Below are 24756 nucleotides of genomic sequence, written 5' to 3' on the forward strand. Positions count from 1 at the left end.
CGAATATGGGAAATCAGCTCCGCTTTGTACAGCGCACAGACCTGCCTTTCGGTTCCCGATGGAACAGGATTTTGCGCAATTCAATTTTCACGGGCCGGACCATCGGGCCAGAGCAACATTCGGCTTACCGGAGCGGCAAAGATGTCTGAAAAACCCGTCATCATCATCACAGGCTGCTCCTCGGGCATCGGCGCCCATTGCGCCCGCGCGCTCCACCGCGACGGCTGGCGGGTCTTTGCCACCGTGCGGCGTATCACCGACATGGCAGGACTGGAAAATCAGGGCATCGAAACCCTGATCATGGACTACACCAAACCGGAAACCATCGCCGCGCTTGTGGAAACGGTGGCGGCCAGAACCGGCGGCCGCATCGACGCGCTCTTCAACAACGGCGCCTATGGCCAGCCGGGCGCGGTGGAGGATCTGCCTGTCGAGGCGCTGCGCCAGCAATTCGAAACCAACGTCTTCGGCTGGCACGATCTGACGCGGCGGGTCATTCCGTTCATGCGCAAGCGCGGTTCAGGGCGCATCGTGCATTGCTCCTCCATTCTCGGCCTCGTTCCCTATCGCTATCGCGGTGCCTATACCGCATCGAAATTCGCCATCGAGGGACTGGGCGTAACCCTGCGCATGGAGCTTCAGGGCAGCGGCATTCATGTCAGCCTGATCGAACCTGGTCCCATCGCCTCGAAATTCACCGCGACCGCGCTTGCCCACATCAAGGGCAATATCGATCTGGAAAACTCGGCCCATGCGGCGGAATACAAGCGGCAGCTGGCGCGGATGGACGGTTCCGGCCCGGTCAGCCGCCACAAGCTCGGCCCCGATGCCGTTTATGCCGTGCTGAAACATGCCTTGACCGCCGCAAGGCCCAAGCCGCATTATCCCGTCACCGTTCCAGCCAAACAGGGGCTCTTGCTGAAACGGCTCTTGCCTGCCGGACTGTTCTATCGTCTGTTGCGCAGGTTCGATTGAGGAGGAATCACCCCGCATGTCCGGCTTCACCACCGTTCTCGCCCTTATTGTCATGGGCCTTGTCGTCATCGTGCTGATACGCGGCCTGTTCAACATGCTGAAGGGGCAGGACGCCAACCGTTCCAACAAGCTGATGCAGCTTCGCCTTCTCCTGCAGGCCATCGCCATCGTGCTCATCATGCTCACCCTGTGGCTCACCGGCGGCGGCCGCTGATATGGTGAAACTGAACAAGATCTACACCCGCACCGGCGACAAGGGCACTACGGCGCTGGTTTCCGGCCCGCGCCGCCTGAAACACGATCTTCGCGTCGAGGCCTATGGCACCGTGGACGAGGCGAATTCGGCGATCGGCGTGGCGCGGCTTCATACCGGCGGAATGGAAAAGCTGGATGCCATGCTGTTCCGTATCCAGAACGACCTCTTCGATCTGGGCGCCGATCTCGCCACCCCGGAAACCGACGAGCCGCCAGCTTACGAGCCGCTGCGCATCGTCGATAGCCAGGTCACGCGGCTGGAAAACGAGATCGACGACCTTAACGCCACACTTGAACCGCTGACCTCCTTCGTGCTGCCGGGCGGCAATGCGGCGGCGGCCAATCTGCACCTGGCGCGCACCATCTGCCGCCGGGCGGAACGGCTGATGGTGGAGCTTTCGGTCACCGAGGCCGAAATCGTCAGCCCGGCGGCCATCAAATATGCCAACCGCCTGTCCGACTTCCTGTTCGTTGCCGCCCGTTTCGCCAATGACGCGGGCAAGGCCGACATATTGTGGGTTCCCGGCAAGAACCGCTGAAGCGCCTCGATTGCGCAACCGAAGGGCATTCGATGTTCATACCGCTGCACGATGCGAATTCCCTCAAACACATCCGGCTGCAATATGTCACGATCGGCCTGATCGTGGTCAATGTGCTCGTCTGGATGTTTACCGGTGTGCTTGCCAGCGACACGCAGGCCAATGCGGCCGCACTCGGCCTCGGCTTTATTCCTGCTGTGGTTTTCGATTACGCCTACCTGGAACCTGCCCTGCAGGTGGTGCCGGATGATCTGACCGTCATAACCTATGCGTTTCTGCATCTGGATTTCTGGCATCTGGCCGGAAACATGCTGTTCCTGTGGGTCTTCGGCGATAATGTCGAGGATGCGCTCGGCCACTTCCGTTTCCTGATCTTTTACATCGCCTGCGCCATCGCGGGTGCACTGTTACACGGCTTTGTCGCCCCCACCTCCGAAGGTCCGCTGATTGGCGCGTCCGGCGCGGTTTCCGGAGTCGTCGCGGCTTATTTTCTGCTGCATCCCAGGGTGCGCGTCTGGGTGCTGGTCTTCATGCGTATTCCACTTCCCCTGCCCGCCTTCATTCCGCTGGCGCTGTGGATCGGCCAGCAGTTCCTGATGCTCGCACTCGGGCTGGAAGAAAACGTATCCTGGGGCGCGCATGTGGGCGGCATATTGGCAGGTGCGATCATGGTGATCTTCATGCGCAGGCCGGACGTTCCCCTGTTCGACCGCACCATTGTTCCGCCAAGGGCGGCGCAGTTCAAGAATCCGTCGCAAACGACAGGGTTGTCGCAAACCGAACGGGGCTATGACGGGAGCGGATGAGCCCTTGACGGAGAGATAACGTATTTACGTTAACGTCAACGTAAGGTATGCCTTGCGTGCATGTGATAATGAACATTGCTCCGTTGTAATTGCGGGAAAAATGCTTATCCATGTCGCCAACCTGTTTTTGGAGGTCCGCGCGGTTCATCGCCTCGCGGACAGGAGTTTGAGGAAAGCCACCGATGAAGATCCTTGTCCCCGTCAAACGAGTTGTTGATTACAACGTCAAGATCCGCGTGAAGGCGGATGGTTCTGGCGTTGAGCTTGCCAATGTGAAGATGTCGATGAATCCGTTCGACGAAATCTCGGTGGAAGAGGCGCTTCGCCTGAAGGAAGCCGGCAAGGCTGAAGAGGTTGTGGTCGTGTCGATCGGCCCGGCCAAGGCGGAAGAGACGCTGCGCACGGCGCTTGCCATGGGCGCCGATCGCGCCATCCTGATCGAGACCGACGAGACGGTCGAGCCGCTGGCCGTCGCCAAGCTTTTGAAGGGTGTGGCGGAGGCCGAACAGCCCGGCCTCGTCATCGTCGGCAAGCAGGCGATCGACGACGATTCGAACCAGACCGGCCAGATGCTGGCAGCGCTGCTGGGCTGGGGCCAGGGCACCTTCGCCTCCAAGGTCGAGCCGTCCGACGGCAAGGTTGCGGTGACGCGTGAAGTCGATGGCGGTTTGCAGACGGTGGAGCTGAAGCTTCCCGCCGTCGTCACCACCGATCTTCGTCTGAACGAGCCGCGTTATGCCTCTTTGCCGAACATCATGAAGGCGAAGAAGAAGCCGCTCGACAAGAAGTCGCCGGCCGATTTCGGCGTCGATGTTTCGCCGCGCCTGAAGGTGTTGAAGACCGAGGAGCCGGCAGGCCGCAAGGCGGGCATCAAGGTCGGCTCGGTTGCCGAACTGGTCGAAAAGCTCAAAGCCGACGGCGTCCTCTAAGGTTTCGGAAAAGGGAGATATTCTCATGGCCATTCTTCTTCTGGCAGAACACGACAACGCAACCCTTTCCGACCTGACGGGCAAGACGCTGACAGCGGCAACCCAGATCGGCGGCGACGTCCACATTCTGGTTGCCGGTTCCGGTGCCAAGGGTGCCGCCGACGCGGCCGCGAAACTCTCCGGCGTTTCCAAGGTGCTGCTGGCCGATGACGCGTCCTATGCCAATGCGCTCGCCGAGCCGCTGGCGGCGCTGATCGTTTCGCTCAGCCCCTCCTACGACGTCATCATCGCGCCGGCGACCGCGTCGGCCAAGAACGTTGCCCCGCGTGTGGCGGCCCTTCTCGATGTGGCGCAGGTCTCGGAAATCATCGAGGTCGTCAGCCCTGATACCTTCAAGCGCCCGATCTATGCCGGCAACGCCATCCAGACGGTACAGGCGACCGATGCGAAGAAGGTGATCACCGTGCGCCCGACCGCCTTTGCGGCGGCGGCTGAAGGCGGCTCGGCTCCGGTCGAAACCATTGGCGCTGCCGAGAACCCCGGCCTGTCCAGCTTCGTGTCCGACGCGCTCGCCTCTTCCGACCGTCCGGAACTGACATCGGCCAAGATCATCATCTCGGGCGGTCGCGCGCTCGGTTCGTCGGAAAAGTTCAAGGAAGTCATCCTTCCGGTCGCCGACAAGCTCGGTGCAGCCGTTGGCGCATCGCGCGCGGCGGTCGATGCGGGTTATGCGCCGAACGACTGGCAGGTTGGCCAGACCGGCAAGGTGGTCGCGCCGCAGCTTTACATCGCCGCCGGCATCTCCGGCGCCATCCAGCATCTGGCCGGCATGAAGGACTCAAAGGTCATCGTCGCCATCAACAAGGACGAGGAAGCGCCGATCTTCCAGGTCGCCGATTACGGCCTCGTCGCAGATCTGTTCGTGGCGCTGCCGGAACTCGAAAAGGCGCTGTGATTTTCAGCAGCTATCGGGGGCGGTGCGTTTTTTAAACGCACCGCCTTCTCTTTTGCGGCGATATGCGTAACATCGCCGACCAACACGCAGATGAAATCCCCAAGAGGAGACCAGCATATGACCGCCCCCTTTAAGAATATCGGTGTCATCGGAGCCGGTCAGATGGGTTGCGGCATCGCGCATGTTTCCGCCTTGGCGGGTTACAAGGTTCATATTTACGACCTTTCCAAGGACGGTATTGAAGCCGGCCTTGCCACGATCAATGGCAACCTCGCCCGCCAGGTTACCAACGGCAAACTTTCGGACGATGCCCGAAAAGAGGCGCTGGCGCTCATCAGCGGCTCGACGGATATCAACGACCTCGCACCGATGGATCTCGTCATCGAGGCGGCAACCGAAAACGAAGAGATCAAACGCAAGATTTATGCGCAGGTCTGCCCCGTGCTGAAGCCCGAAGCGCTTTTGGCCACCAACACCTCGTCCCTCTCCATTACCCGCCTGGCATCCGCGACCGATCGCCCCGAACAATTCATGGGCATCCACTTCATGAATCCCGTGCCGGTGATGAAGCTGGTGGAACTGGTGCGCGGCATCGCCACCAACGAAAAGACCTTCGATGCGGCCAAGGATTATGTACGGACGCTGGAAAAGGCGATCACCGTTGCCGAAGATTTCCCGGCCTTCATCGTCAACCGTATCCTGCTGCCGATGATCAACGAGGCGATCTACACGCTTTACGAAGGTGTCGGTTCGGTTGAAGCCATCGACACCGCCATGAGGCTCGGCGCCAACCACCCGATGGGTCCGCTGCAGCTTGCCGATTTCATCGGTCTCGACACCTGTTTGTCGATCATGCAGGTGCTGCATGACGGTCTGGCCGACAGCAAATACCGCCCCTGCCCGCTGCTGGTGAAATATGTCGAGGCCGGCTGGCTCGGCCGCAAATCCGGCCGCGGTTTTTACGACTATCGCGGCGAGACGCCGGTTCCGACCCGCTAAAGCTCAGGAAATATACCTCAAGGTCCGAATGCGGGAAGGGAACCCCTCCCGCACGTATCAGGAAACTTATTTAGCCTTCATTGCCGATATCAACGCCTTGGCATCCTCGCTATCCCAAGCTGCCGGGCCGTTCATGGCTGCAAGCAGGCAGCCTTTTTCGTCCAGAAGCAGCGTGGCGGGAAGGCCGAAGGCCAAGCCTTCCTTCTTCAGCACGTTGAAGACGCCCATGGAACTGTCGCGATAGTGCTTCAGAGCATCGATCTTGTATTCTTCCATGAAGGCTTTCGGTTTTTCATCCGCGCCGACATCGATATTGACGGCAACGACCTCGAAATTCTCGCCGCCCTTTTCCTTCTCCAGCGCGTTCAGCGCGGGCATTTCCTCCCGGCACGGCACGCACCAGGTGGCCCAGAGATTGAGAAGAACCGCCTTGCCCTTGAGATCGGCAAGCGTCATGTCCCTGGCTTCCGGACCCTTGAAGGAAAGCGGAATGACGCGCGGCTTGTCCGTGGCCGACATGGCCGCTACCTGGCCTTTCAGAAAGGGTTCCAGCGAGGCGATGCGGTTTGCAGCACCGTCACATAAACCGGCCTCGGCAACCGCTGCCCCTTGAACCGGGCTCTCAGACCCAATATGCCTGAACCAGACCGCGCCCGCGCCGCACACGACACCGGCTACGGCAGCAATTGCAACCAATCTGGCGGAAGGAAGCCTGAACGGCCTTTTTTCTGTCATCGAATACTCCAGGGCACTGCGAACATGGCTGACGGCACAGATCAGAAATCCTCCAACCAGATGTGGGGCGGACGTTTCGCTTCCGGGCCATCAGCCATCATGGAAGAGATAAATGCCTCCATCGGCTTCGACAAGAAGCTTTACGCCCAGGACATCCGCGGCTCTATGGCGCATGCCACCATGCTGGCGGAAAAAGGCATTATTTCGCAGGAAGATAAAGAGAAGATCGTTCACGGCCTGAACACGATCCTGTCAGAAATCGAAGCCGGCACCTTCGAATTCTCACGCAAGCTCGAAGATATTCACATGAACATCGAGGCGCGGCTTGCCACCCTCATCGGCACGGCGGCCGGCCGGCTGCACACCGCCCGCTCGCGCAACGACCAGGTGGCGCTCGATTTCCGTCTCTGGGTCAAGGAAGAATTGCAGAAGACGGAGGGCATGCTGACCGCGCTCATCGCCGCCTTCCTCGACCGCGCCGAAGAAAATGCCGATACCGTCATGCCCGGCTTCACCCATCTGCAGACGGCCCAGCCTGTCACTTTCGGCCATCATTGCATGGCCTATGTGGAAATGTTCGGCCGTGACCGCGCCCGCGTGCGCCACGCCATCGAGCATCTGGATGAAAGCCCGATCGGCGCCGCTGCCCTTGCCGGCACCGGCTATCCCATCGACCGCCACATGACGGCCAAGGCGCTCGGTTTCCGCGAGCCGACCCGCAACTCCATCGACACCGTGTCCGACCGCGATTTCGCGCTGGAATTCCTGTCTATCGCTTCCATCTGCGCCACGCATCTGTCGCGTCTCGCCGAAGAAATCGTCATCTGGTCGACGCCGCAATTCGGTTTCATCCGCCTCTCGGATGCCTTTTCCACCGGCTCCTCGATCATGCCGCAGAAGAAGAACCCGGATGCCGCCGAACTGGTGCGCGCCAAGACCGGCCGCATCAACGGCTCGCTAGTCGCACTTCTGACGGTCATGAAGGGCCTGCCGCTCGCCTATTCCAAGGACATGCAGGAAGACAAGGAGCAGGTTTTCGATGCTGCCGAAAGCCTGGAACTGGCCATTGCCGCCATGACCGGCATGATCCGCGACCTTGAAGTGCGCAAGGACCGCATGCGTGCGGCGGCGGGATCTGGTTATTCCACCGCAACCGATCTTGCCGACTGGCTGGTGCGCGAGGCGGGCCTGCCCTTCCGCGATGCCCACCATGTGACCGGCAATGCCGTGGCGCTGGCGGAAAAGAAGGGCTGCGATCTGGCCGATCTTTCGCTGGAAGACCTGCAGGCGATCCACCCGGCCATCACGAGCGGCGTTTTCGACGTTCTTTCGGTCGAGGCATCGGTTGCCAGCCGTACCAGTTTCGGCGGCACGGCTCCTTCCGAAGTGAAGAAGCAGATCGCCTGGTGGCGTGGACGCAACTGATAAAATCGCGTTACGCTGCGATCACAAGAAACAGGGTGCACAAGCGCCCTGTTTTTCGTTATCAGAGAGGCACATATTTCCTTTGGACAGGCTCATGCTTTCAAAAACCGCGCGCAAACTCATCGTTCCCATCGGCATGACGCTTGCCGTCAGCCTTGCTCTCAGCGCCTGCGGGCGAAAGGGCGACATCGACCCGCCGAGCACGCCGGTCGAAATGCGCAACAAGCGCAATGCCGACGGAACGGAGACGAAGCCGGCAACGGCGGAGCGGCCGTTCATCCTCGACAAGCTTCTCTGACGGGAAAAAGCCTGTGAACCATTTTGGCTATATCGACGGCGTGCTTCACGCCGAAAACGTGCCCGTGCCTGAGATCGCCAAGGCGGTCGGCACGCCGTTCTACGTCTATTCGACCGCGACGCTGGAGCGCCACTACAAGGTTTTCTCAGGCGCTTTCGCGGATGTGGACGCCATGGTCTGTTACGCCATGAAGGCCAATTCCAATCAGGCGGTTTTGAAGACGCTGGCAAAGCTCGGCGCGGGCATCGACGTCGTGTCGGGCGGCGAATTGCGCCGTGCGCTTGCAGCCGGGGTTCCGGCAAGTCGCATCATGTTTTCCGGCGTCGGAAAAACGGTTGCGGAAATGGATTATGCGCTGGAAGCCGGAATCTACTGTTTCAACATCGAATCCGAGCCGGAGCTGGAAGTTCTCAACCTGCGCGCCGTGAAAGTGGGCAAGCGGGCACATGTCTCCTTCCGCATCAATCCGAATGTGGATGCGCGCACCCACGCCAAGATTTCCACCGGCAAGAAAGAGAACAAGTTCGGTATTTCCTATGAGCGCGCCCGCGCGGTCTATGCCTATGCCGCCACCCTGCCCGGCATCGAAGTCACCGGCATCGACATGCATATCGGTAGCCAGATCACCGAATTGCAGCCTTTCGAGGATGCTTTCCGGTTGCTGCGCGAACTGGTCGAAGCGCTGCGCACCGACGGACATGCGATCAGCCACGTCGATATCGGCGGCGGCCTTGGTATCCCTTACCGCGAGGACAACAATCCGCCGCCGCTGCCGGATGCCTATGCCCATATCGTCAAGAACGAGCTGAAGAGCCTCAACTGCAAGATCGTCACCGAGCCGGGCCGCCTGATCGTCGGCAATGCCGGCATTCTGGTGACGGAAGTGATTTATGTGAAGGATGGCGGCGAGAAGACATTCGTGATCGTCGACGGTGCGATGAACGACCTCATCCGCCCGACGCTTTACGAGGCCTATCACGGCATCCGTCCCGTGGTGCAGCCGACTGAGGACGCACCGCGCATCAAGGCGGATATCGTCGGCCCCGTCTGCGAAACCGGCGACTATCTGGCGCTGGACCGCGAAATGGCGGCCCCTGAGCCGGGCGATCTGATCGCCGTCAGTTCCGCCGGCGCTTATGGCGCGGTGCAGGCAGGCACCTATAATTCGCGCCTGCTGGTGCCGGAAGTGCTGGTGAAGGGGGACAAGTTCCACGTCATCCGCCCGCGCGGCACCTATGAAGAGTTGATCGCTCTCGATTCCGTGCCAGCCTGGCTCGATTGATCCGCCATTCATCCGGCTTGGTCGATCACAATTGAGCGAAGCTGCCTAAAAAATGGGGGTGAGCACCCGGCTGCCCTCGTCTTCGCCACAAAGAATGTTATCCTGCCGTCTCGAGACATAGAGTATTTCGCCGTTCCGGGAATGGCGTTTGACGTGGCCAGAACCGGGAGAACGGATTGATGACCACAGCTGGAGAGGACAGGACAGGCAGAAAGCGCCCGAATGGCGCATTCGCGCAGCGGCCAGACCTTGCCCGCCGGGTTGCGGCCAAACGCTTCTTCGCAAAAATCGTGCTGTTTTCGGAAAAAATGGCGCCGAAGACGCTGTGGCCACTTTCCATAGCCGCCCTGTTTCTGGCGCTCGCCTGGTTTGGTCTTTTCCGGCAGATGCCGGATTTCCTGCGGCTTGGCGTTGTTTTCCTGCTGGTTTTCAGTTTCATCACCACCCTGCTGCCGATCCTGCGGCTGAAATGGCCGACGGACAATGACGCCTCGCGCCTTCTGGAAGAACGCAACGGTCTCGCGCACCAGCCGGTCGGCGTGCAGGAAGACGAACCTGCTTTCGACACCCCCTTTTCCCGCACGCTCTGGAAAGAACACCAGATCCGCATGGCGGAACGCATAGCCGCGCTCAATGCCGGCCTGCCGAAACCCGATATCGCCCGTTATGACCGTCTTGCGTTGCGCGCCGTTCCCGCCCTTCTTCTGGTAACCGCCTTTGGTTTTTCCTATTCCAACGGCGCGGGCACGGTGGCCGATGCCTTCCGCAGCCAGCCGGCCGTTGGTCCGCTCAATCCTGATATCCGTCTCGATGCCTGGGTGACGCCACCCGCCTATACCGGCCGCGCACCGATTTTCCTGACGGGCCGCGACGCAACCAACCGTGACGCGGTTTCGGTGCCGCAATCCTCCAAGCTGACGATCCGCATGACCGGCGGTGATGGCGGCGAAGAAGTGACCTTCGAACCCGAGACGGCAGGCGCCCTGCAGAAGCTTGCGCCTGAGGCCAAGCGTGCGGACAGTGCGAGCGGCGACGTGGCTGTTCAGCCGGAAACCCGCACGCCGGACCAGTCTATTGCGCCGCGCACCTTTGCCATGGATGTCACCGAAAGCGGCATGATCACCGCGAACGGTGAACAATGGATGTTCAATGTCATCCCCGACCAGCCGCCCACCATCGCCTTCGACAACATGCCGCGCCGCGCCGTCAATGGCGCGCTTGAAGTGGGCTTCACCGCCAAGGACGATTACGGCCTGAAGGAAGCGCATGCCATCATTGAGCCGCTTGGCATTGCGGAAGGTGCGACAGCACTTTACCCGCCGCCGGAGTTCAAGCTCGACCTGCCGCGGCAGAACAACCGCGAAATCAAGGGGCTGACAAGCCGCAACCTGACCGAACATCCGATGGCAGGCAAACGCGTTCGTATCACGCTGGTGGCGACCGACGGTGCCGGCCAGACCGGCCGCAGCCCGGCGCATGAGATGGTGCTGCCCGGACGCAACTTCTCCGAACCGCTGGCGGCCTCCATTGCCGAACAGCGTCAGATCTTTTCGCTCGACACGCGCCAGATGCCGAAGGCGATTGCCTATAACGAGGCGGTTGGTCTGCGTCCGGAAGAAACCATTCCCAACACCACGCACTATCTCCTGCTGCAATCGGCGCAGACCCGCATGCGGCTCGCCTATAATGAGGAGATGCTGAAAAATACCGCCGATTACCTCTGGGAGATCGCGCTCGGCATCGAGGATGGCGATCTGTCTCAGGCGGAGAAACGCCTGCGTGATGCGCAGAACGCACTCTCCGAAGCGCTTCAGCGCAATGCCTCCGATGAGGAGGTTGCCAAGCTGATGCAGGAACTGCGCGAGGCGATGCAGCAATTCATGAGCGAACTTGCGCAGCGCATGCAAAACGCGCCGCAAGCCAACATGAACCAGCAGGCGCAAAACGTTCTGCGCCAGCGCGATCTGGAAAACATGATGAACCAGATCGAGAACCTCGCCCGCTCCGGCAACCGTGACGCGGCACAGGAAATGCTCTCGCAGTTGCAACGCATGATGAACAATCTGCAGGCGGGCCGGCCGCAGCGTCAGGGCCAGCAGGGGCAACAGCAGAGCAGCAAGATGCGCCAGCAGATCGACAAGCTCGGCGAAATTCTGCAGCAGCAGCAAAAGCTGATGGACGAGACCTTCAAGCTCGATCAGGCGCTGCGTGACCGCATGCAGCGCGGCGATCCGCAGCAGGATGGCGAGGGCGAAGGTGACCCGCAGATGGGTGAAAACGGTCAGCAGCCGCAACAGGGCCAGCAGGGTGAGAATGGCCAGCAGGGCGGACAGCCGAGCGACCAGATGACCGCCGAGCAATTGCGCGAGGCGCTGAAAAACCTGCGGGCGCAGCAGGATGCGCTCGGCAAGCAGCTCGGCGAATTGCAGCAGGGCCTTCGCGATCTCGGCATGGAGCCGGGGGAAAACTTCGGCAAGGCACAGCAGGAAATGGAAGGCGCCGGCGAAGCACTCGGCAAAAGCCAGGGCGAACAGGCAGTCGAAGGCCAGGGCAATGCACTGAACGCGTTGCGACAGGGCGCACAGGACATGATGGGCCAGATCATGCAGGCCATGCGCCAGCAGGGCCAGCAGCCGGGGCAAGGTCAGGAAGGCATGGCGGGCCAGGGTGGCCAGAACGGCCGCGACCCGCTCGGCCGTCCGCGCAGCACCACCGGCCCGGATTTCGGCGATCAGGTGAAGGTGCCGGACGAAATCGACGTCCAGCGCGCCCGTGAAATTCTCGAGGCGATCCGTGAAAAGCTCGGCAACAATCCGCCGGGTGAAATTGAACGGCGGTATCTGGAGCGGTTGCTGGATATACAGTGAGGGTTACGCACAGGTAATGCTGCGGCTCGTTACGTCCTCACCGCCTGAACTTTTCCGTCATGCCGGACTTGATCCGGCATCCAGTTGACGCGCGTCTGCGCGGCGGAAAGAGTTCTTTCAGCCCAAGGACTTGGGCTGGCTAGATTCCGGCTCAAGGCCGGAATGACGGAGGGTGGGTATAGCGCAACAACGACTGCGGTGATGTCCGGCCAACAAAAAAGGCGGCACGAAGGCCGCCCTTCAAATCTCCTTAGTCTCGCCGTTCAAGCCGCAAGCGCGCGCGCCACAGCCTTGCGGATATCCGGAAGCGCAAAGGGCTTCGAGACGACGTCAACAATCTTTTCAGCCAGATCGTCCGCCCGTTCGCGCTGCTCGGCATAACCGGTCATCAGCAGGATGCGCATGGCCGGGAAGCGTTCGGCGGCGCGGTGCGCCAGCTCGATGCCATCCATGACCGGCATGCGGATATCCGAAAGAAGAAGATCGAAACTGGTCTCCTGGAGCTTTTCCAGCCCCTGCTCGCCGTCTGCCGCCTCATGGGTCTCATGACCGTCGAGACGCAGCGCGCGGGCGACGAAAGCCCGCAATGCATCCTCATCTTCGGTAATCAAAATCTTCGCCATCAATCATTGCTCCTGGGCATCATTTCCAGCCGTGAGCAACATCGCAGGCTCCTCTTTTCAAGAGGTAAACACCCAGGGTTTCGCTGGGTGAATGGTTAATGAGGCGTCTCCGGCATGTATCAAACCGGCACGGCAGAATGGGTCAGGCGTCGCCGGTCACGACGCCGACGAAAGGCAGTTCACGGAAGGCGTAGGCGACATCCATGCCATAACCGACAACGAAATAATCCGGACATTCAAAGCCGACATAATCGGCCTCCAGATCTTCCTTGCGCTTGACCTTCTTGTCGAGCAGCACGGCGATGGTGACGTTACGGGCGCCGCGCTCGTAAAGCAGTTCCTTGGCAAAACGCAGCGTGCGCCCGGATTCGAGAATATCGTCGATCAAGAGGACATCGCGGTCCTTCACGTCGCTGTCAATATCCTTGACGATCCGCACCCCTTGCGAAACCGTGCCGGCACCGTAGCTCGACAGCGTGATGAATTCGACTTCGGGAGCAAGGCCGCTGTCATGCAGCGCGCGGATAAGATCGGCCGCGAAAATGAACGATCCCTTGAGCACGGCGATGACCAGCAAATCCTTGGTCGGGCCGCCGGCTATATGCTTGGCCATATCGCGATTGCGCTCGGCGATCTGCTCGGCCGTGTACAGCGGCTCGATGTTTTTTCCACGGACGACGGGCATTCTTTCTCCTGTGCTGCGCCTTGCCGATTTTACCTTTCAGTAAAAATACGAGGATCACGCGTTAGCACAATCAGCGTTCAGACGCACCCGCCTCGACGAAGGAAAGCTTGATCTCCGGTGTTTTTCCACCGGGATGGCGCAACTTTGCCGAAAATCCGTGGCTGAAACCGGGCTGCATCTGCTTGACCGGCGGCTCGATGACCATGCTGGCCACCAGCTGCCCCTTGGCGACGAAGAGATCGGCGCGAAGTGCCGGCACGTCTTCAAGCGCGGTGCCGTTGTTTTCCACGATGCCGTTGATGAGAAGGACATCCATGCCACCCGCCTCCTGCGGCGTGATGGTGACATGGGAAATGGCAAGCGGATTCACCGGCGCGGCAACAGCCGATTTTTCCGGCACGACGACCGACAGGCCCCCGGAGCAGACGAAAACGAAAATGGCCAGCCCCGCGACCAGCGCGGAATAGGCATCCGCTGACAGGCGCGACAATTTCCGATCCACCCAGCCGACGAACGCCAAACCGAGCACGCCGGCGGTGACGGGTGGTTTTTCCTTCCGCCGGCGCACCGCACCACGGTTGTCGTTTCCGGGCTGACGCGCACGGTTTTCCTTGATGGTGACAAATTCCGCGTCTACCACGTCGGGGCCTGGACCCGCGGCCCGCGCCGCCCGGCGCACCGGCGCTTCCGGCATCAGGAGGTCGAAATCGAATGCCGCTTGCCGGCGAGATGAACGGAACATAGCCATAGAATTCCCCGGTCAGGTTTTCCGGCCCGCAAAACTGGGCATTGCAACGAATCCTGCCAAGTTTTAAATTTAATTGGTTAATGCTTCGCAAAAACGCCTCGCGCAGGCCACCGGAACCGGGTTAAACGGCGGCATCCGGGCCTCACGCGCCAGCGGCTTGCGAACCACCACGAAACGAAGAGACTGGAAGTCCGTTGATCCATTTCGAAAATGTCGGGTTGCGTTACGGCATGGGACCCGAGATCCTGAGGGACATGACCTTCGATATTCCCAAGGGTTCGTTCCAGTTTCTGACCGGGCCTTCGGGCGCCGGAAAGACGACGCTTCTGCGTCTGCTCTTGATGTCGCTGCAGCCGACACGCGGCAATATCCGCATGTTCAACCGCGATGTGTCGCGCATTCCGCGAAGCGAGCTGCCGATGCTGCGCCGCCGCGTCGGTATCGTCTTTCAGGATTTCCGGCTGCTGGATCATCTGACGACCTATGAGAATGTGGCCCTGCCACTGCGCGTGCGCGGCAAGGAAGAAAGCGCCTATCGCAACGACGTGATCGAGCTTCTGAAATGGGTGGGCCTTGGCGAGCGCATCAATGTGCTGCCGGCCATCCTTTCGGGCGGGGAAAAGCAGCGCGCCGCCATTGCCCGCGCGCTGATGGACCAGCCGGAAATATTGCTGGCCGACGAGCCGACCGGCAATGTCGACCCGCCGATGGCCAAGCGCCTTCTCAACCTCTTTCTGGAACTCAACCGGCTGGGCACGGCCGTCGTCATCGCCACCCATGATTTTGGCCTGATGGACCAGATCGATGCGCGCCGGATGATCCTGACCGAAGGGCGGCTCGACATCTATGAATGAGATTAACCGCAAACAGTTGAGACCCGAGGCAACGACGCCGAAGCGCCCGCCGATGCGCATCCGCCCGATGGCGCCCATTCTGCCGCCATCCAACATTCAGGGCAACGCACTGATGGTGGTCATCGCCATCATGGCCTTTCTCGCCTGCCTGACGCTCGGCGCCGTCTCCATGGTGCGCGCCACCGCCGCCACATGGCAGAGCCAGATTTCCCGCGAGATCACCATCCAGATCAAGCCCGAAGACGGGCTGGACATGAATGCGGCGCTCTCCAAGGCGCGCAATCTGGCGCTGACTTTCGTCGGCACGCGCGACGGAACCATCCTTGACGATGCCGCCACCTCGCGCCTTCTGGAACCATGGCTCGGCAGCGGTCTCGACCTTTCCGAACTGCCGATCCCGCGCCTCGTCGTCATCACCATCGACGAAAACAACCCGCCGGATTTTCAGGCGATGCGGGATATGCTGAAGGCTGAACTTCCGCAGGCCTTTCTGGATGACCACCGCACATGGGTGGACAGGCTGGTCTCGATGGCGAGAACCACTGTCATGATCGGTGTGGGGGTTTTGATCCTCGTCTTCACCGCCATGGTGCTGACGGTGGTGTTCGCCACGCGCGGCGCGCTTTCCGGCAATCGTCACATCGTTGAGGTCCTGCATTTTGTCGGTGCGGAAAGCAGCTTCGTGGCGCGGGAATTCCAGAAGCACTTCCTGAAAATCAGCCTCAAGGGGGCAGCGGCCGGCAGCGCCCTTGCAGCGACGGTTTTTCTTGCCGCCGGCTTCTGGCAATCGAGCACGGTCGCCACACCGCAGAGCGATCAGGCAAGTGCGCTTTTCGGCTCCTTTTCGGTCGGTCTCGGCGGTTACATCGGCATCGCCACAACGATGATCATCATCGCGCTTCTCACCACCATCACGGCGCGCGTAACCGTCATCCGCACGATCGACGATATCGATCGCGTGCGCTCCGATCCGTCGAAAAGTGACGGCCTTGCATCGTGACCCCGGCTTTGAAATTTTGCCGGAAAACTGAAACCTTCACGAGCCGGATGTAACCTGCGGACGGTGGACAAAAATGCCTGTTCCTTGCCTTAATCGGCGAGTATTCAGGAGGAATGTTTGTGAGTCGGACGGACCAGGATCAGGATCAGACGACCACGCGACCGGCAAAAAAGAGCCTCTGGTCGCGGCGTGGCCGCCTGCGCCGTTTTATTCGCGGTCTCATCCTGCTTTGCGTCATCACTCTCGGTGCTTTTTCGGGCGGCTTCCTGTGGTTTGCCGATTCCGTCGCCTCCATGCGCCCGCCGGAGGGCGCGAAGGGCGATGCGATCATCGTTCTGACCGGCGGCTACCAGCGCATTGAACAGGCGGTCGGCCTGCTGCGTGACGGTGTGGGCAAACGTCTGCTGATTTCCGGCGTCAACCCCGCCACCACCCGTTCGCAGATCCGCAAGATGACGCAGGGCTCTTCGGACATGTTTTCCTGCTGCGTGGACATGGGTTACAAGGCCATTGATACGATCGGCAACGCCAATGAGGCGGCAAGCTGGATACGCGATCACGGTTATTCGGCCATCGTCGTTGTCACCAACAATTACCATATGCATCGCAGCCTGCATGAATTGCGCAACGCCAGCCCGCAGACCGAATTCATCGCCTACCCCGTCATCAGCGCGGACCTCGCCCGCACCAACTGGTTCGCGGAGCCGGATGTGGTGAGAACAATGCTCTACGAATATCTGAAGTTCGTTGCGGCGGCCGGACGTGATCTGACCGGCTTTGGCAAGGGTGACGGCCTGCGCAAGGCCGCCGCCGATCACGCTCCACCGAAAGTAACGGCGGCTTCCTCGTAAGCTGCCAGAAACACGCTTGCTGCCGCCCCTTGTTTTCGTGTAGGCGTCTGGCATCGGCATCCGGCATCGAGGCGCTCAAAGTTTCGGAACGGCTGCATCCCGGGAAGGCTGTTGATGCTCAAGCTGCGCTCTTTTCTTTTCAATACGCTGTTTTATCTCAACCTGATTGTCCGCATGATCGTGCTGACGCCGATCTATTTCATCCTGCCGCGCAAGATCGCCTACGAAATCCCCAAGAACTGGGCGCGCTCCAACCATTGGCTGATGAAAACCATCGTTGGAACGACCTTCGAGATTGAGGGCCTGGAAAACATTCCGGAGACCGGCTGCATCTTCGCGCCCAAGCACCAGTCCTTCTGGGATACCTATGCGCTTTTGCCCAACCTTCCCGACCCGGTCTATATTCTGAAGCGCGAACTTTTGTGGATCCCGCTATTTGGCTGGTATGCGATGAAGCAGCGCATGATCCCCGTCAACCGCGCCGCGCGCGGCAAGGTCATGCTGAAGGTGATGGAGCGGGCGAAAGAGGAAATGGCCGCCGGCCGCGAGCTCATCATCTATCCCGAAGGCACGCGTCGCCCGCCGGGTGCCGAGCCTGAATATCGTTACGGCATTGCAAGGCTTTATCGCGACCTGCAGGTTCCGGTCATTCCAGTCGCTATGCACCCCGGCCTCTTCTGGCCACGCCGTTCGACCATGCGTTATCCCGGCCATTTCAAGGTGCGGATATTGCCGGCCATCGAGCCGGGGCTAGACCCCGACGTGTTTTTCAAGCGATTGATCGATGTGACGGAGAAGGCGAGCGACGAGCTGCTGCTGGAAACCGCGCGCAACAACCCGCACCTGCCGCTGCCGCCGACCGCCATCAAGCGTATCGCCGAACTTCAGGGCAAGGACACAGCCGCCGGCTGAGCCGCGAGCGTGCCGACATTGGCGGCGATGCTTTCCAGCAGCGAGTCGCGAATGCCCATATCCTGCAGATGCTGCACGGTATTGAAGACGTAATCCGTGTTGGGCCCGGACCGGCCCGAGGCAGTCGCGACGATGACCGCCGCCTCTGCCACACCCAGGCCGCCAATATATTGCTCATGCGCGGGATCGGCCACATAGGTCACCGCGCTACCGCGCCGGCCATCGGCAAAGGCAATTGCAACAACACGTTCCTTGTAGACATTCGTTATCAGTTCACGTTCACGCAGATAGGCCATGACGGGATCGTGGTCTCTTCCCCGCACCCGAAAGGCAACGCCAAGGCAGGAACCGCCGCGCTCCAGCCCCAGCACGAGGCCCGGCTTTTCCTCCGTACCGCGATAGACGCTGGAACTGATGCAGAGCGAGCGACGATAGCCATGCAGCCGCGCCTGTTGCCTCTCCTCAAAGGCGAAGCCGGGGTTCCACATCAACGAACCGTAGCCAAAGACCCAAAAATCGTCCATATCGCAAGCCAAATCAAAATTATCTGAAGTCTGTTCATCGGAGATCAATATGGCAGCGTCAAGCCAATCCGGCACGGCCAAAAAATTCCTCTGGCTTGGTATCGCCATTGTGCTGGTCATCGGATTTTACACGGCCGGGTGGTTTTATGCCGCCGACAGGCTGAAGCAGACGGTCCTGAACGTGATATCTCCCTCTCAGGCCAGAAATGTCAGCGGTGAATGCGGCGATATCGCCTTCAAGGGTTATCCCTTCCGCATCGGCCTCTTCTGCTCCAAGGTGATGGTGGACGACAAGCAGAACGGCGTTTCCGCTTCCTTTGGCGAATTGCGCTCGGCAGCGCAGGTCTACAATCCCGGCCACATCGTCTGGGAACTGGATTCGCCCGCGGAAATCCGCACCGCCCATGGCCTGACGGTTTCTGCCGCCTGGCAGAACATGCAATCGAGCATTGTCACCAAGCTGAAGGGCATCGACCGCACATCGCTCGTCATCGACGGACTGAAGGCGCAGGCCATTTCTTCCGTCACCGGCCAGACCATCGACTTCGATGCCGTAAAGACGGAAATGCACCTGCGCCAAAACGGCGCCGATCTCGACGGTGCAATCACGCTTACCGACTCGGCGACCGTCATCAAGGACTGGCCGCAGGTTCTTCCCCGCCTCGACGCCATCGTTGATGTCACACTCGCGGGCAAGGCGGGCATGGTCGACGGCAGCGACAGTTCCGGCCTGTACGGCGCAAGCGGCGAGCTTCGCCGGCTGGTGGCCGATATCGGCGAGGGCCGCACCATGCGCATCAGCGGCCCCTTCTCCTTCGACAATGAGGGTTATCTCTCCGGTCAGTTCAAGCTGGAGATTGAAAAACTCGGCGCCTGGTCGGACAATGCCAAGCAGGCGTTCCCACAGCTGCAATCCACCATCGACACAGCCCGCAAGCTGCTCGGCGCGCTTGCCGGCGGCGGCGACAGGGCGTCCGTCGATCTCGTGGTCGATCGCGGTCGCGCCACCGTCAGCGGCTTCATTCCGCTTGGCAAGATTCCGCCGATCTGAGGGATTGCTTTATACTCAACGTCATCCTCGGGCTTGACCCGAGGATCCATGCGCGTCGGATCGTGGATCCTCGGGTCAAGCCCGAGGATGACGCCGAGGAGGCTTTGCACTTTGCCGGCGGGCGTGATGGGCCGGATCAAATCTCAAAACGACAATAAGCTGGATACGCCCTACTTCTTCTGATCCAGAGCGTGCCGTCCAAAGTCCGGCGCGTCGACGTCCTGACCGGCCTGCACGATGGAGCGGCGGATGGCGCGGGTGCGGGAAAACAGCTCGAACAGCTTGTCACCCTCGCCCCAGCGGATCGCCCTTTGCAGGGAGGCGAGGTCCTCGGAAAAGCGCGCCAGCATTTCCAGGATGGCGTCCTTGTTATGCAGGCAGACATCGCGCCACATAGTCGGATCGGAGGCCGCCAGACGGGTGAAATCGCGAAAACCGGAGGCCGAATATTTGATGACTTCCGATTCGGTCACCGTCTCCAGATCATCCGCCGTGCCGACGATGTTGTAGGCGATGATATGCGGCAGATGCGAGACGATCGCCAGAACCTTGTCGTGATGTTCGGCATCCATTTCGTCCACGCGCGAACCGAGCGCCCGCCAGAAATCCTTCAGCTTCTCCAGCGCCTCGGCGTCCGTGCCAGGCAGCGGCGTGAAGATGCACCAGCGCTCGCGGAAGAGGCCGGCAAAACCGGCATCCGGGCCGGATTTTTCCGTACCCGCCAGCGGGTGCCCGGGAATGAAATGCACATTGTCAGGCATATGCGGCGCCATCTGCGCGATGACGGACGCCTTGGTGGAGCCGACATCGGTAACGATGGCGCCGGGCTTCAGGTGCGGCGCGATCTGCTGCGCGACGCTTTCCGAAGCCCCGACCGGCACCGAGACGATGACGAGATCGGCATCCTTCACCGCCTCCGCCGCCGAGACCGTGTAATCCGTGCCGAGCGCCAGCTCCTCCGCCCGTTTCAGCGTGTCTTCGCTGCGGGTGGAAATCGTGACATGCCGGGCAAGTCCCAATTCCCTGACATCGCGGGCAATCGACGAGCCAATCAGGCCGATGCCGATCAGCGCGATGCGGTCGAACATGATTTCACCCATCACGCCTGCCCCATGAACTCGCCAAGCGCCGCGATGACGCCGAGATTGGCTTCTTCCGAACCGACGGTCATACGCAAGGCATTGGGGAACCCGTAACCGCGTACCGCGCGCAGAATGTAACCGCGACGGCTCAGGAACTCATCCGCATCAGCCGCGCGCCTGCCGTCCTGATCCGGAAAATGGATGAGGATGAAATTGGTGACAGAGGGTGTGACGCTAAGGCCGAGACCGGTGAAGGCGGTCACCAGCTTTTCCATCCACAGGGCATTATGTGCCACGGCCTTTTCCACGAATGCCTGATCACGAATGGCAGCGGTGCCCGCCGCTATTGCCGGCGCACTCATGTTGAACGGTCCGCGAACACGGTTCAGCGCATCGATGATGGCGGCTGGAGCATACATCCAGCCGACGCGCAGTGCCGCAAGACCATAGACCTTCGAGAAGGTGCGGGTCATCACCACGTTGCGGTTACCGGAAACCAGTTCGAGACCAGCCTCGTAATCGTTCTTGCGCACATATTCGGCATAGGCCGCATCCAGCACCAGCACGACATGTTTCGGCAGACCGGCCTGAAGGCGACGGATTTCCGCGACAGGAACGTAGGTGCCGGTGGGGTTGCCGGGATTGGCAACAAAAACCATCTTCGTCTTCGGCGTGACGGCGGCGAGGATCGCATCCACATCGACCGCGCAGTCCTTTTCCTTCACCGTCACCGGGGTTGCGCCTGCGCCCATGATCTGGATCTTGTAGACGAGGAATCCGTGTTCGGTGATGATCGCCTCATCGCCTGCACCGAGATAGACATGGCAAAGCAGGCCCAGAAGCTCATCCGAACCGTTGCCGCACATGATGTTTGCGATGTTGAGACCATGCACATCGGCAATAGCCTGACGCAGCGCGATGGCCTGACCGTCCGGATAGATTTCCAGATGGCTGGCAGCCGTGCCGAAGGCTTCAATCGCCTTCGGGCTTGGCCCGAGCGGCGTTTCATTGGAGGAGAGCTTATAGACCTTCGCAACGCCGTCCACATGTTCCTTGCCGGGAACATAAGCGGCGATATCCAGAATACCCGGACGCGGAACAGGTTGGCTAAGCTCTGCACTCATTTGATCGACCTTTGGAAAAACGCCGGAGAACCCGGCAACAGCAATGCCGGAGGCATTAGACCGGAATGGGCGTTTTGTCGAGGGTCAGCGCGGGTTTCCGTGCTTTGCGGCGGTGCGGGTGGTGGGAACACCCTGCGGCGCGAGCACGGGTACAAAAACCCGGCGCGAGGCGCGCTGGGTGACGGGCAATCCCTGATAGAGACGTTTCTGCGCCTCCACCACGATGACGCCCGAGAACAGGGGCCACAGCCTGCGGCCGGTGAGTTCGAGGTAACGGCGGAATTTCAATACCGGGCGGCTGGTGGTCGGCGGAAAGAACAGCGCCTCGGCGGAAGCCCCCGGCGTGAAGTTGGTTTCACGCAGCAGCGCCGTCAGCTGGCCGCGCGAATAGGGCCGCCCCGAGCCGAAGGGCGTATGTTCCATGCGCGCCCAGACGCCGCGCCGGTTCGGCACCACGATCACCAGACGGCCGCCGGGCGCCAGTACCCGCCACAATTCTTTCAGAGTTTCGCGCGGATTTTCGGCAAATTCGAGCGCATGCACCATCAGCACCCGGTCTATGGACGAATCGGGCAACGGCAGTTCCTCGTCAAACACCAGCGCCGTGGAAGACAGCTCGCCAGCCGGCCAGTTCACCGCCCCCTGCCCCGCCGGCATGAAGGCGAAGGTGCGTTCGGTGTCGTGGCGGAACCGGTCCAGAAACGGCACCGCATAACCGAGGCCGACCAGTCGCTCTTCCGGCAAAGGCGGCCAGAGCGTCGAAAGCGCCATGGTGATCGCCTGCTCGGCCGAGCGGCCAAGCGGGGAATGATAGAATTCGCGCAGATCGACGATATCAGTGTTCATGGGCGAGAATGTAGCATCAGGCGGTTGGACTTCAAGGCGTCTGCCCCTACATTGAAACCCAGGCGGATAAATGCGTCGGCTCCGGCCGGCAAATGGAGAGGATGAGATGAAACCTTTGGAAATAGACGTCTTTCTTTGCCGCAGCGACAATTTCGGGGTTCTGCTGCACGATCCCGAAAGCGGGGCGACCGCCGCCATCGACGCACCCGAGGAAGCCCCAATCCTGCAGGCTCTCGATGGTCATGGCTGGAAACTCACTCATATCTTTACCACCCACCATCATCAGGACCACGTAGAAGCCAATCTGGCGCTGAAGGACAAGTTCGGCTGCGAAGTGCACGGGCCTTACGACGAGGCTATCGCGATCCCCGGTCTCGACCGCTCGCAGGCCGATGGTGACGAATTCGAATTCGCCGGCCGCCGCGTCCAGATCATTTCCACGCCCGGCCACACAGCCGGACACATCTGTTATTATCTTCCCGATGACGGGTTACTGTTTGCCGCCGATACGCTGTTTGCCATGGGCTGCGGCCGGCTGTTCGAACGCCCGGCGGCGGATATGTGGCATTCCTTCCAGAAATTGATGGCGCTGCCCGATGACACAAAAGTCTATTTTGGCCACGAATATACACTCGCGAATGCCCGCTTTGCGGTCACCGTCGATCCCGACAATGCGGTTCTGAGCGAGCGTGCGGCACGTGTTGAAAAGGCGCGGCAGGCGAATGAATTCACCATTCCCACCACCATCGGGCTCGAAAAGCAGACCAATCCCTATATGCGGGTCGCCGATGCCGGTATCCGCCGGCATCTTGGCCTGGAGACCGCCGCTGACGCGGACGTTTTTGCGGAAATCCGCACGCGCAAGGACAATTTCTGATGGGCGCCGTTCTGTCTGCGGAAGCGATCATTCGCGAACTGGGTCTCGAGCCGCATCCCGAGGGCGGTTTTTATCACCAGACTTTTCGCGACAAGGCGGGCGGCGAACGCGGCCATTCGACGGCGATCTATTATCTTCTCGAAAAGGGCGTTCGCTCGCACTGGCATCGGGTCACCGATGCCGTTGAGGTCTGGCATTATTATGCCGGCGCACCCATCGCGCTGCATCTTTCGGACGACGGCCGGGAGGTGCAGACCTTCACGCTCGGTCCCGCCATTCTCGACGGCGAGCGCCCGCAGGTGATCGTGCCGGCCAATTGCTGGCAATCGGCGGAAAGCCTCGGCGATTTCACCCTCGTCGGCTGCACCGTCTCGCCGGGATTTGCCTTTTCGAGCTTCGTCATGGCCGAACCCGGCTGGTCGCCGGGGGATGCGCCCTGAACCTAGAGCAGTCGCCTGCGGAGTGAGTGAGTGCCCCTTGTTTCTTCTCCCCGAGGGGGAGAAGTCCGCGGCAGCGGGATGAGGGGGCAAGGGTAGAGATATCCGGCAACGTCGCCCCCTCATCCGACCCTTCGGGCCACCTTCTCCCCGGCGGGGAGAAGAAATACGCCGCAACGTCTGCTTTTCTTATGCCACCGTCAGCTTTGGTCAGCCGCCGTATTTCGTCGCCGTGATGTAGACCTGCCCCACCCGCGTCGGAATGATGGCGTAGACCGGCGCATAAACATCCATATTGTTCGACTTGGCGAACCAGATCTCCATTGAGATGGATTTCAGATATTCGATATCCTTGCGCCCCTGCCGGTAGCCCGACTTTGGCACGTAACGCGCCTTGCAGACGATGGCATCACCACTAAAACCGTTGGTCTTGAAGGGCTTGGTGCCGCTGGAACTCAAAACCAGATCCAGCCGCGATTCGCCGTCATAGATCGGCAGGCGGGTCGGGCAGATACGGCCGCCGGAGGGAATGATCAAACCGGAGATCGGATCGAGAACCGAGCGCAGGTCGCGGTCCTTCACATCCACCCAATTATCCGGCCGGGCCTTCGGCTCGGGTTTCACCGTTGTCGACGTGACGTTGCCGTTGCGATAGACCACGTCATAGGTCCGCACCCGCTTGCCGTCCTTGTAGACCAGCGAATATTCGTTGGCCTGCAGCCGATGGCCGCGCTTGGCGCCGGAAACCGTCGTCTTGCCGGAAATGTCCTTTAAAATGCTGGCAAGGCCGGCGGCACTGAAGGAACCGGAGATCGAATAGTTCGGTCCATCCATGCGAGTCGAAAAACTTGCCCGGGCAATCGGCAAAATACCGAGATTGATGCTGTATTCGCTTGTGTGGCGCGCTTCGGCGGCGAGCGAGGGGGAAACGCCCGTTAACGCCATTGTCGCGGCCACGAAAATGCTTTTTCCTCTGGCAATCATTCTGATATCACCTTAAAAGAGGCGCGGAAGCGGCCTTATCTGGCGATGATATACGCCGACTTGTGGCAATAAAAAAGCGGATGCCGGTTGAAA

26 protein-coding genes and 1 pseudogene are annotated in these 24756 nt (G+C 60.6%); 18 read left to right on the plus strand and 9 right to left on the minus strand.

Features of this window, described 5'->3' with window-relative positions; genetic code table 11:
* Positions 1-141 precede the first annotated feature (141 nt).
* The 7 genes from G3A56_RS19740 (at position 142) to G3A56_RS19770 (ending at position 5458) form a co-directional block, all read left to right on the plus strand.
* Positions 142-975 (plus strand): SDR family oxidoreductase, encoded by an 834-nt coding sequence (locus tag G3A56_RS19740; protein WP_082185477.1) that lies wholly within the window; start codon positions 142-144, stop codon positions 973-975.
* A gap of 16 nt (positions 976-991) precedes the next feature.
* Positions 992-1189 (plus strand): twin transmembrane helix small protein, encoded by a 198-nt coding sequence (locus G3A56_RS19745; protein ID WP_003497428.1) that lies wholly within the window; start codon positions 992-994, stop codon positions 1187-1189.
* A 1-nt stretch (position 1190) separates the two neighbouring features.
* Entirely contained in the window at positions 1191-1769 is a 579-nt protein-coding gene (locus G3A56_RS19750) for a cob(I)yrinic acid a,c-diamide adenosyltransferase (RefSeq protein ID WP_082185475.1), read from the plus strand.
* 32 nt (positions 1770-1801) lie between these two features.
* Positions 1802-2575 carry a rhomboid family intramembrane serine protease gene (locus G3A56_RS19755; protein WP_082186039.1) on the plus strand — a complete coding sequence of 258 codons (774 nt, stop codon included), beginning with the start codon at positions 1802-1804 and terminating at the stop codon, positions 2573-2575.
* A gap of 182 nt (positions 2576-2757) precedes the next feature.
* Positions 2758-3504, plus strand: coding sequence for an electron transfer flavoprotein subunit beta/FixA family protein (locus tag G3A56_RS19760; RefSeq protein WP_082185311.1), 747 nt, complete (start codon positions 2758-2760; stop codon positions 3502-3504).
* 25 nt (positions 3505-3529) lie between these two features.
* On the plus strand, positions 3530-4459 hold the full coding sequence (locus G3A56_RS19765) for an electron transfer flavoprotein subunit alpha/FixB family protein (RefSeq protein ID WP_082185312.1): 930 nt from the start codon (positions 3530-3532) through the stop codon (positions 4457-4459).
* Positions 4460-4576: 117 nt separating this feature from the next.
* The gene (locus G3A56_RS19770) at positions 4577-5458 is read left to right on the plus strand and encodes a 3-hydroxybutyryl-CoA dehydrogenase (protein WP_082185473.1); all 882 of its coding nucleotides are present in this window, start codon (positions 4577-4579) and stop codon (positions 5456-5458) included.
* Positions 5459-5524: 66 nt separating this feature from the next.
* Here G3A56_RS19770 and tlpA read toward each other — a convergent pair whose 3' ends face one another.
* On the minus strand, positions 5525-6193 hold the full coding sequence (gene tlpA, locus G3A56_RS19775) for a thiol:disulfide interchange protein TlpA (RefSeq protein ID WP_082185470.1): 669 nt from the start codon (positions 6191-6193) through the stop codon (positions 5525-5527).
* Positions 6194-6217: 24 nt separating this feature from the next.
* Between tlpA and argH the strand changes: the two genes are divergently transcribed.
* The 4 genes from argH (at position 6218) to G3A56_RS19795 (ending at position 12065) form a co-directional block, all read left to right on the plus strand.
* Positions 6218-7618: an argininosuccinate lyase gene (gene argH, locus G3A56_RS19780; RefSeq protein ID WP_082185468.1), complete on the plus strand. Its 1401-nt coding sequence runs from the start codon at positions 6218-6220 to the stop codon at positions 7616-7618.
* A gap of 94 nt (positions 7619-7712) precedes the next feature.
* Positions 7713-7916 carry an LPS translocon maturation chaperone LptM gene (gene lptM, locus G3A56_RS19785; protein WP_020809890.1) on the plus strand — a complete coding sequence of 68 codons (204 nt, stop codon included), beginning with the start codon at positions 7713-7715 and terminating at the stop codon, positions 7914-7916.
* 13 nt (positions 7917-7929) lie between these two features.
* Complete coding sequence (gene lysA / locus G3A56_RS19790) at positions 7930-9198, plus strand: diaminopimelate decarboxylase (RefSeq protein ID WP_082185463.1); 1269 nt, start codon at positions 7930-7932, stop codon at positions 9196-9198.
* Between the two features lie 179 nt (positions 9199-9377).
* Positions 9378-12065 carry a TIGR02302 family protein gene (locus G3A56_RS19795; protein ID WP_082185461.1) on the plus strand — a complete coding sequence of 896 codons (2688 nt, stop codon included), beginning with the start codon at positions 9378-9380 and terminating at the stop codon, positions 12063-12065.
* Positions 12066-12328: 263 nt separating this feature from the next.
* On the opposite strand, the gene G3A56_RS19800 is transcribed toward G3A56_RS19795, so the two are convergent.
* From G3A56_RS19800 to G3A56_RS19810, 3 genes are all read right to left on the minus strand, one after another.
* Entirely contained in the window at positions 12329-12688 is a 360-nt protein-coding gene (locus tag G3A56_RS19800; RefSeq protein ID WP_003497441.1) for a response regulator, read from the minus strand.
* A 142-nt stretch (positions 12689-12830) separates the two neighbouring features.
* Positions 12831-13373 (minus strand): hypoxanthine phosphoribosyltransferase, encoded by a 543-nt coding sequence (hpt, locus tag G3A56_RS19805; RefSeq protein ID WP_003497442.1) that lies wholly within the window; start codon positions 13371-13373, stop codon positions 12831-12833.
* Between the two features lie 70 nt (positions 13374-13443).
* Positions 13444-14115: a hypothetical protein gene (locus G3A56_RS19810; protein WP_082185459.1), complete on the minus strand. Its 672-nt coding sequence runs from the start codon at positions 14113-14115 to the stop codon at positions 13444-13446.
* Positions 14116-14315: 200 nt separating this feature from the next.
* Here G3A56_RS19810 and ftsE point away from each other — a divergent pair, with 200 nt between their 5' ends.
* The 4 genes from ftsE to G3A56_RS19830 all read left to right on the plus strand — a co-directional run bounded on the left by ftsE (position 14316) and on the right by G3A56_RS19830 (position 17738).
* Complete coding sequence (gene ftsE, locus G3A56_RS19815; protein ID WP_003497447.1) at positions 14316-14975, plus strand: cell division ATP-binding protein FtsE; 660 nt, start codon at positions 14316-14318, stop codon at positions 14973-14975.
* A complete protein-coding gene (locus G3A56_RS19820; RefSeq protein ID WP_082185456.1) occupies positions 14968-15975 on the plus strand; it encodes a cell division protein FtsX in 1008 nt (335 codons plus the stop codon). The genes ftsE and G3A56_RS19820 overlap by 8 nt, the downstream gene beginning before the upstream one ends.
* A gap of 113 nt (positions 15976-16088) precedes the next feature.
* Complete coding sequence (locus tag G3A56_RS19825) at positions 16089-16826, plus strand: YdcF family protein (RefSeq protein ID WP_035242872.1); 738 nt, start codon at positions 16089-16091, stop codon at positions 16824-16826.
* A gap of 114 nt (positions 16827-16940) precedes the next feature.
* The gene (locus tag G3A56_RS19830; RefSeq protein WP_003497453.1) at positions 16941-17738 is read left to right on the plus strand and encodes a lysophospholipid acyltransferase family protein; all 798 of its coding nucleotides are present in this window, start codon (positions 16941-16943) and stop codon (positions 17736-17738) included.
* Here the strand turns inward: G3A56_RS19830 and G3A56_RS19835 are convergent.
* Positions 17711-18262: a gamma-glutamylcyclotransferase gene (locus tag G3A56_RS19835; protein WP_082185453.1), complete on the minus strand. Its 552-nt coding sequence runs from the start codon at positions 18260-18262 to the stop codon at positions 17711-17713. The two genes, G3A56_RS19830 and G3A56_RS19835, sit on opposite strands and share 28 nt — an antisense overlap.
* Before the next feature lie 49 nt (positions 18263-18311).
* On the opposite strand from G3A56_RS19835, the gene G3A56_RS19840 reads away from it, so the two are divergent.
* A complete protein-coding gene (locus G3A56_RS19840) occupies positions 18312-19313 on the plus strand; it encodes a DUF2125 domain-containing protein (RefSeq protein WP_082185451.1) in 1002 nt (333 codons plus the stop codon).
* A 170-nt stretch (positions 19314-19483) separates the two neighbouring features.
* On the opposite strand, the pseudogene G3A56_RS19845 reads toward G3A56_RS19840, so the two are convergent.
* The 3 genes and pseudogenes from G3A56_RS19845 to G3A56_RS19855 form a co-directional block, all read right to left on the minus strand.
* A pseudogene (locus G3A56_RS19845) lies at positions 19484-20434 on the minus strand (prephenate/arogenate dehydrogenase family protein); the annotation flags it as partial.
* The gene (gene hisC / locus G3A56_RS19850) at positions 20413-21519 is read right to left on the minus strand and encodes a histidinol-phosphate transaminase (RefSeq protein ID WP_080838062.1); all 1107 of its coding nucleotides are present in this window, start codon (positions 21517-21519) and stop codon (positions 20413-20415) included. The pseudogene G3A56_RS19845 and the gene hisC, both read right to left, overlap by 22 nt.
* Positions 21520-21603: 84 nt before the next feature.
* Entirely contained in the window at positions 21604-22365 is a 762-nt protein-coding gene (locus G3A56_RS19855; protein WP_082185445.1) for a class I SAM-dependent methyltransferase, read from the minus strand.
* 106 nt (positions 22366-22471) lie between these two features.
* On the opposite strand from G3A56_RS19855, the gene gloB reads away from it, so the two are divergent.
* Both gloB and G3A56_RS19865 read left to right on the plus strand, forming a co-directional pair.
* Positions 22472-23242, plus strand: coding sequence for a hydroxyacylglutathione hydrolase (gene gloB, locus G3A56_RS19860; protein WP_082185443.1), 771 nt, complete (start codon positions 22472-22474; stop codon positions 23240-23242).
* A complete protein-coding gene (locus G3A56_RS19865; RefSeq protein WP_164056792.1) occupies positions 23242-23682 on the plus strand; it encodes a cupin domain-containing protein in 441 nt (146 codons plus the stop codon). Before gloB ends, G3A56_RS19865 begins: the two co-directional genes overlap by 1 nt.
* A 207-nt stretch (positions 23683-23889) precedes the next feature.
* On the opposite strand, the gene G3A56_RS19870 is transcribed toward G3A56_RS19865, so the two are convergent.
* Complete coding sequence (locus tag G3A56_RS19870; RefSeq protein WP_003497469.1) at positions 23890-24663, minus strand: DUF3108 domain-containing protein; 774 nt, start codon at positions 24661-24663, stop codon at positions 23890-23892.
* Positions 24664-24756: the final 93 nt, after the last annotated feature.

The organism is Rhizobium oryzihabitans (genome assembly GCF_010669145.1).
GTDB lineage: Bacteria > Pseudomonadota > Alphaproteobacteria > Rhizobiales > Rhizobiaceae > Agrobacterium > Agrobacterium oryzihabitans.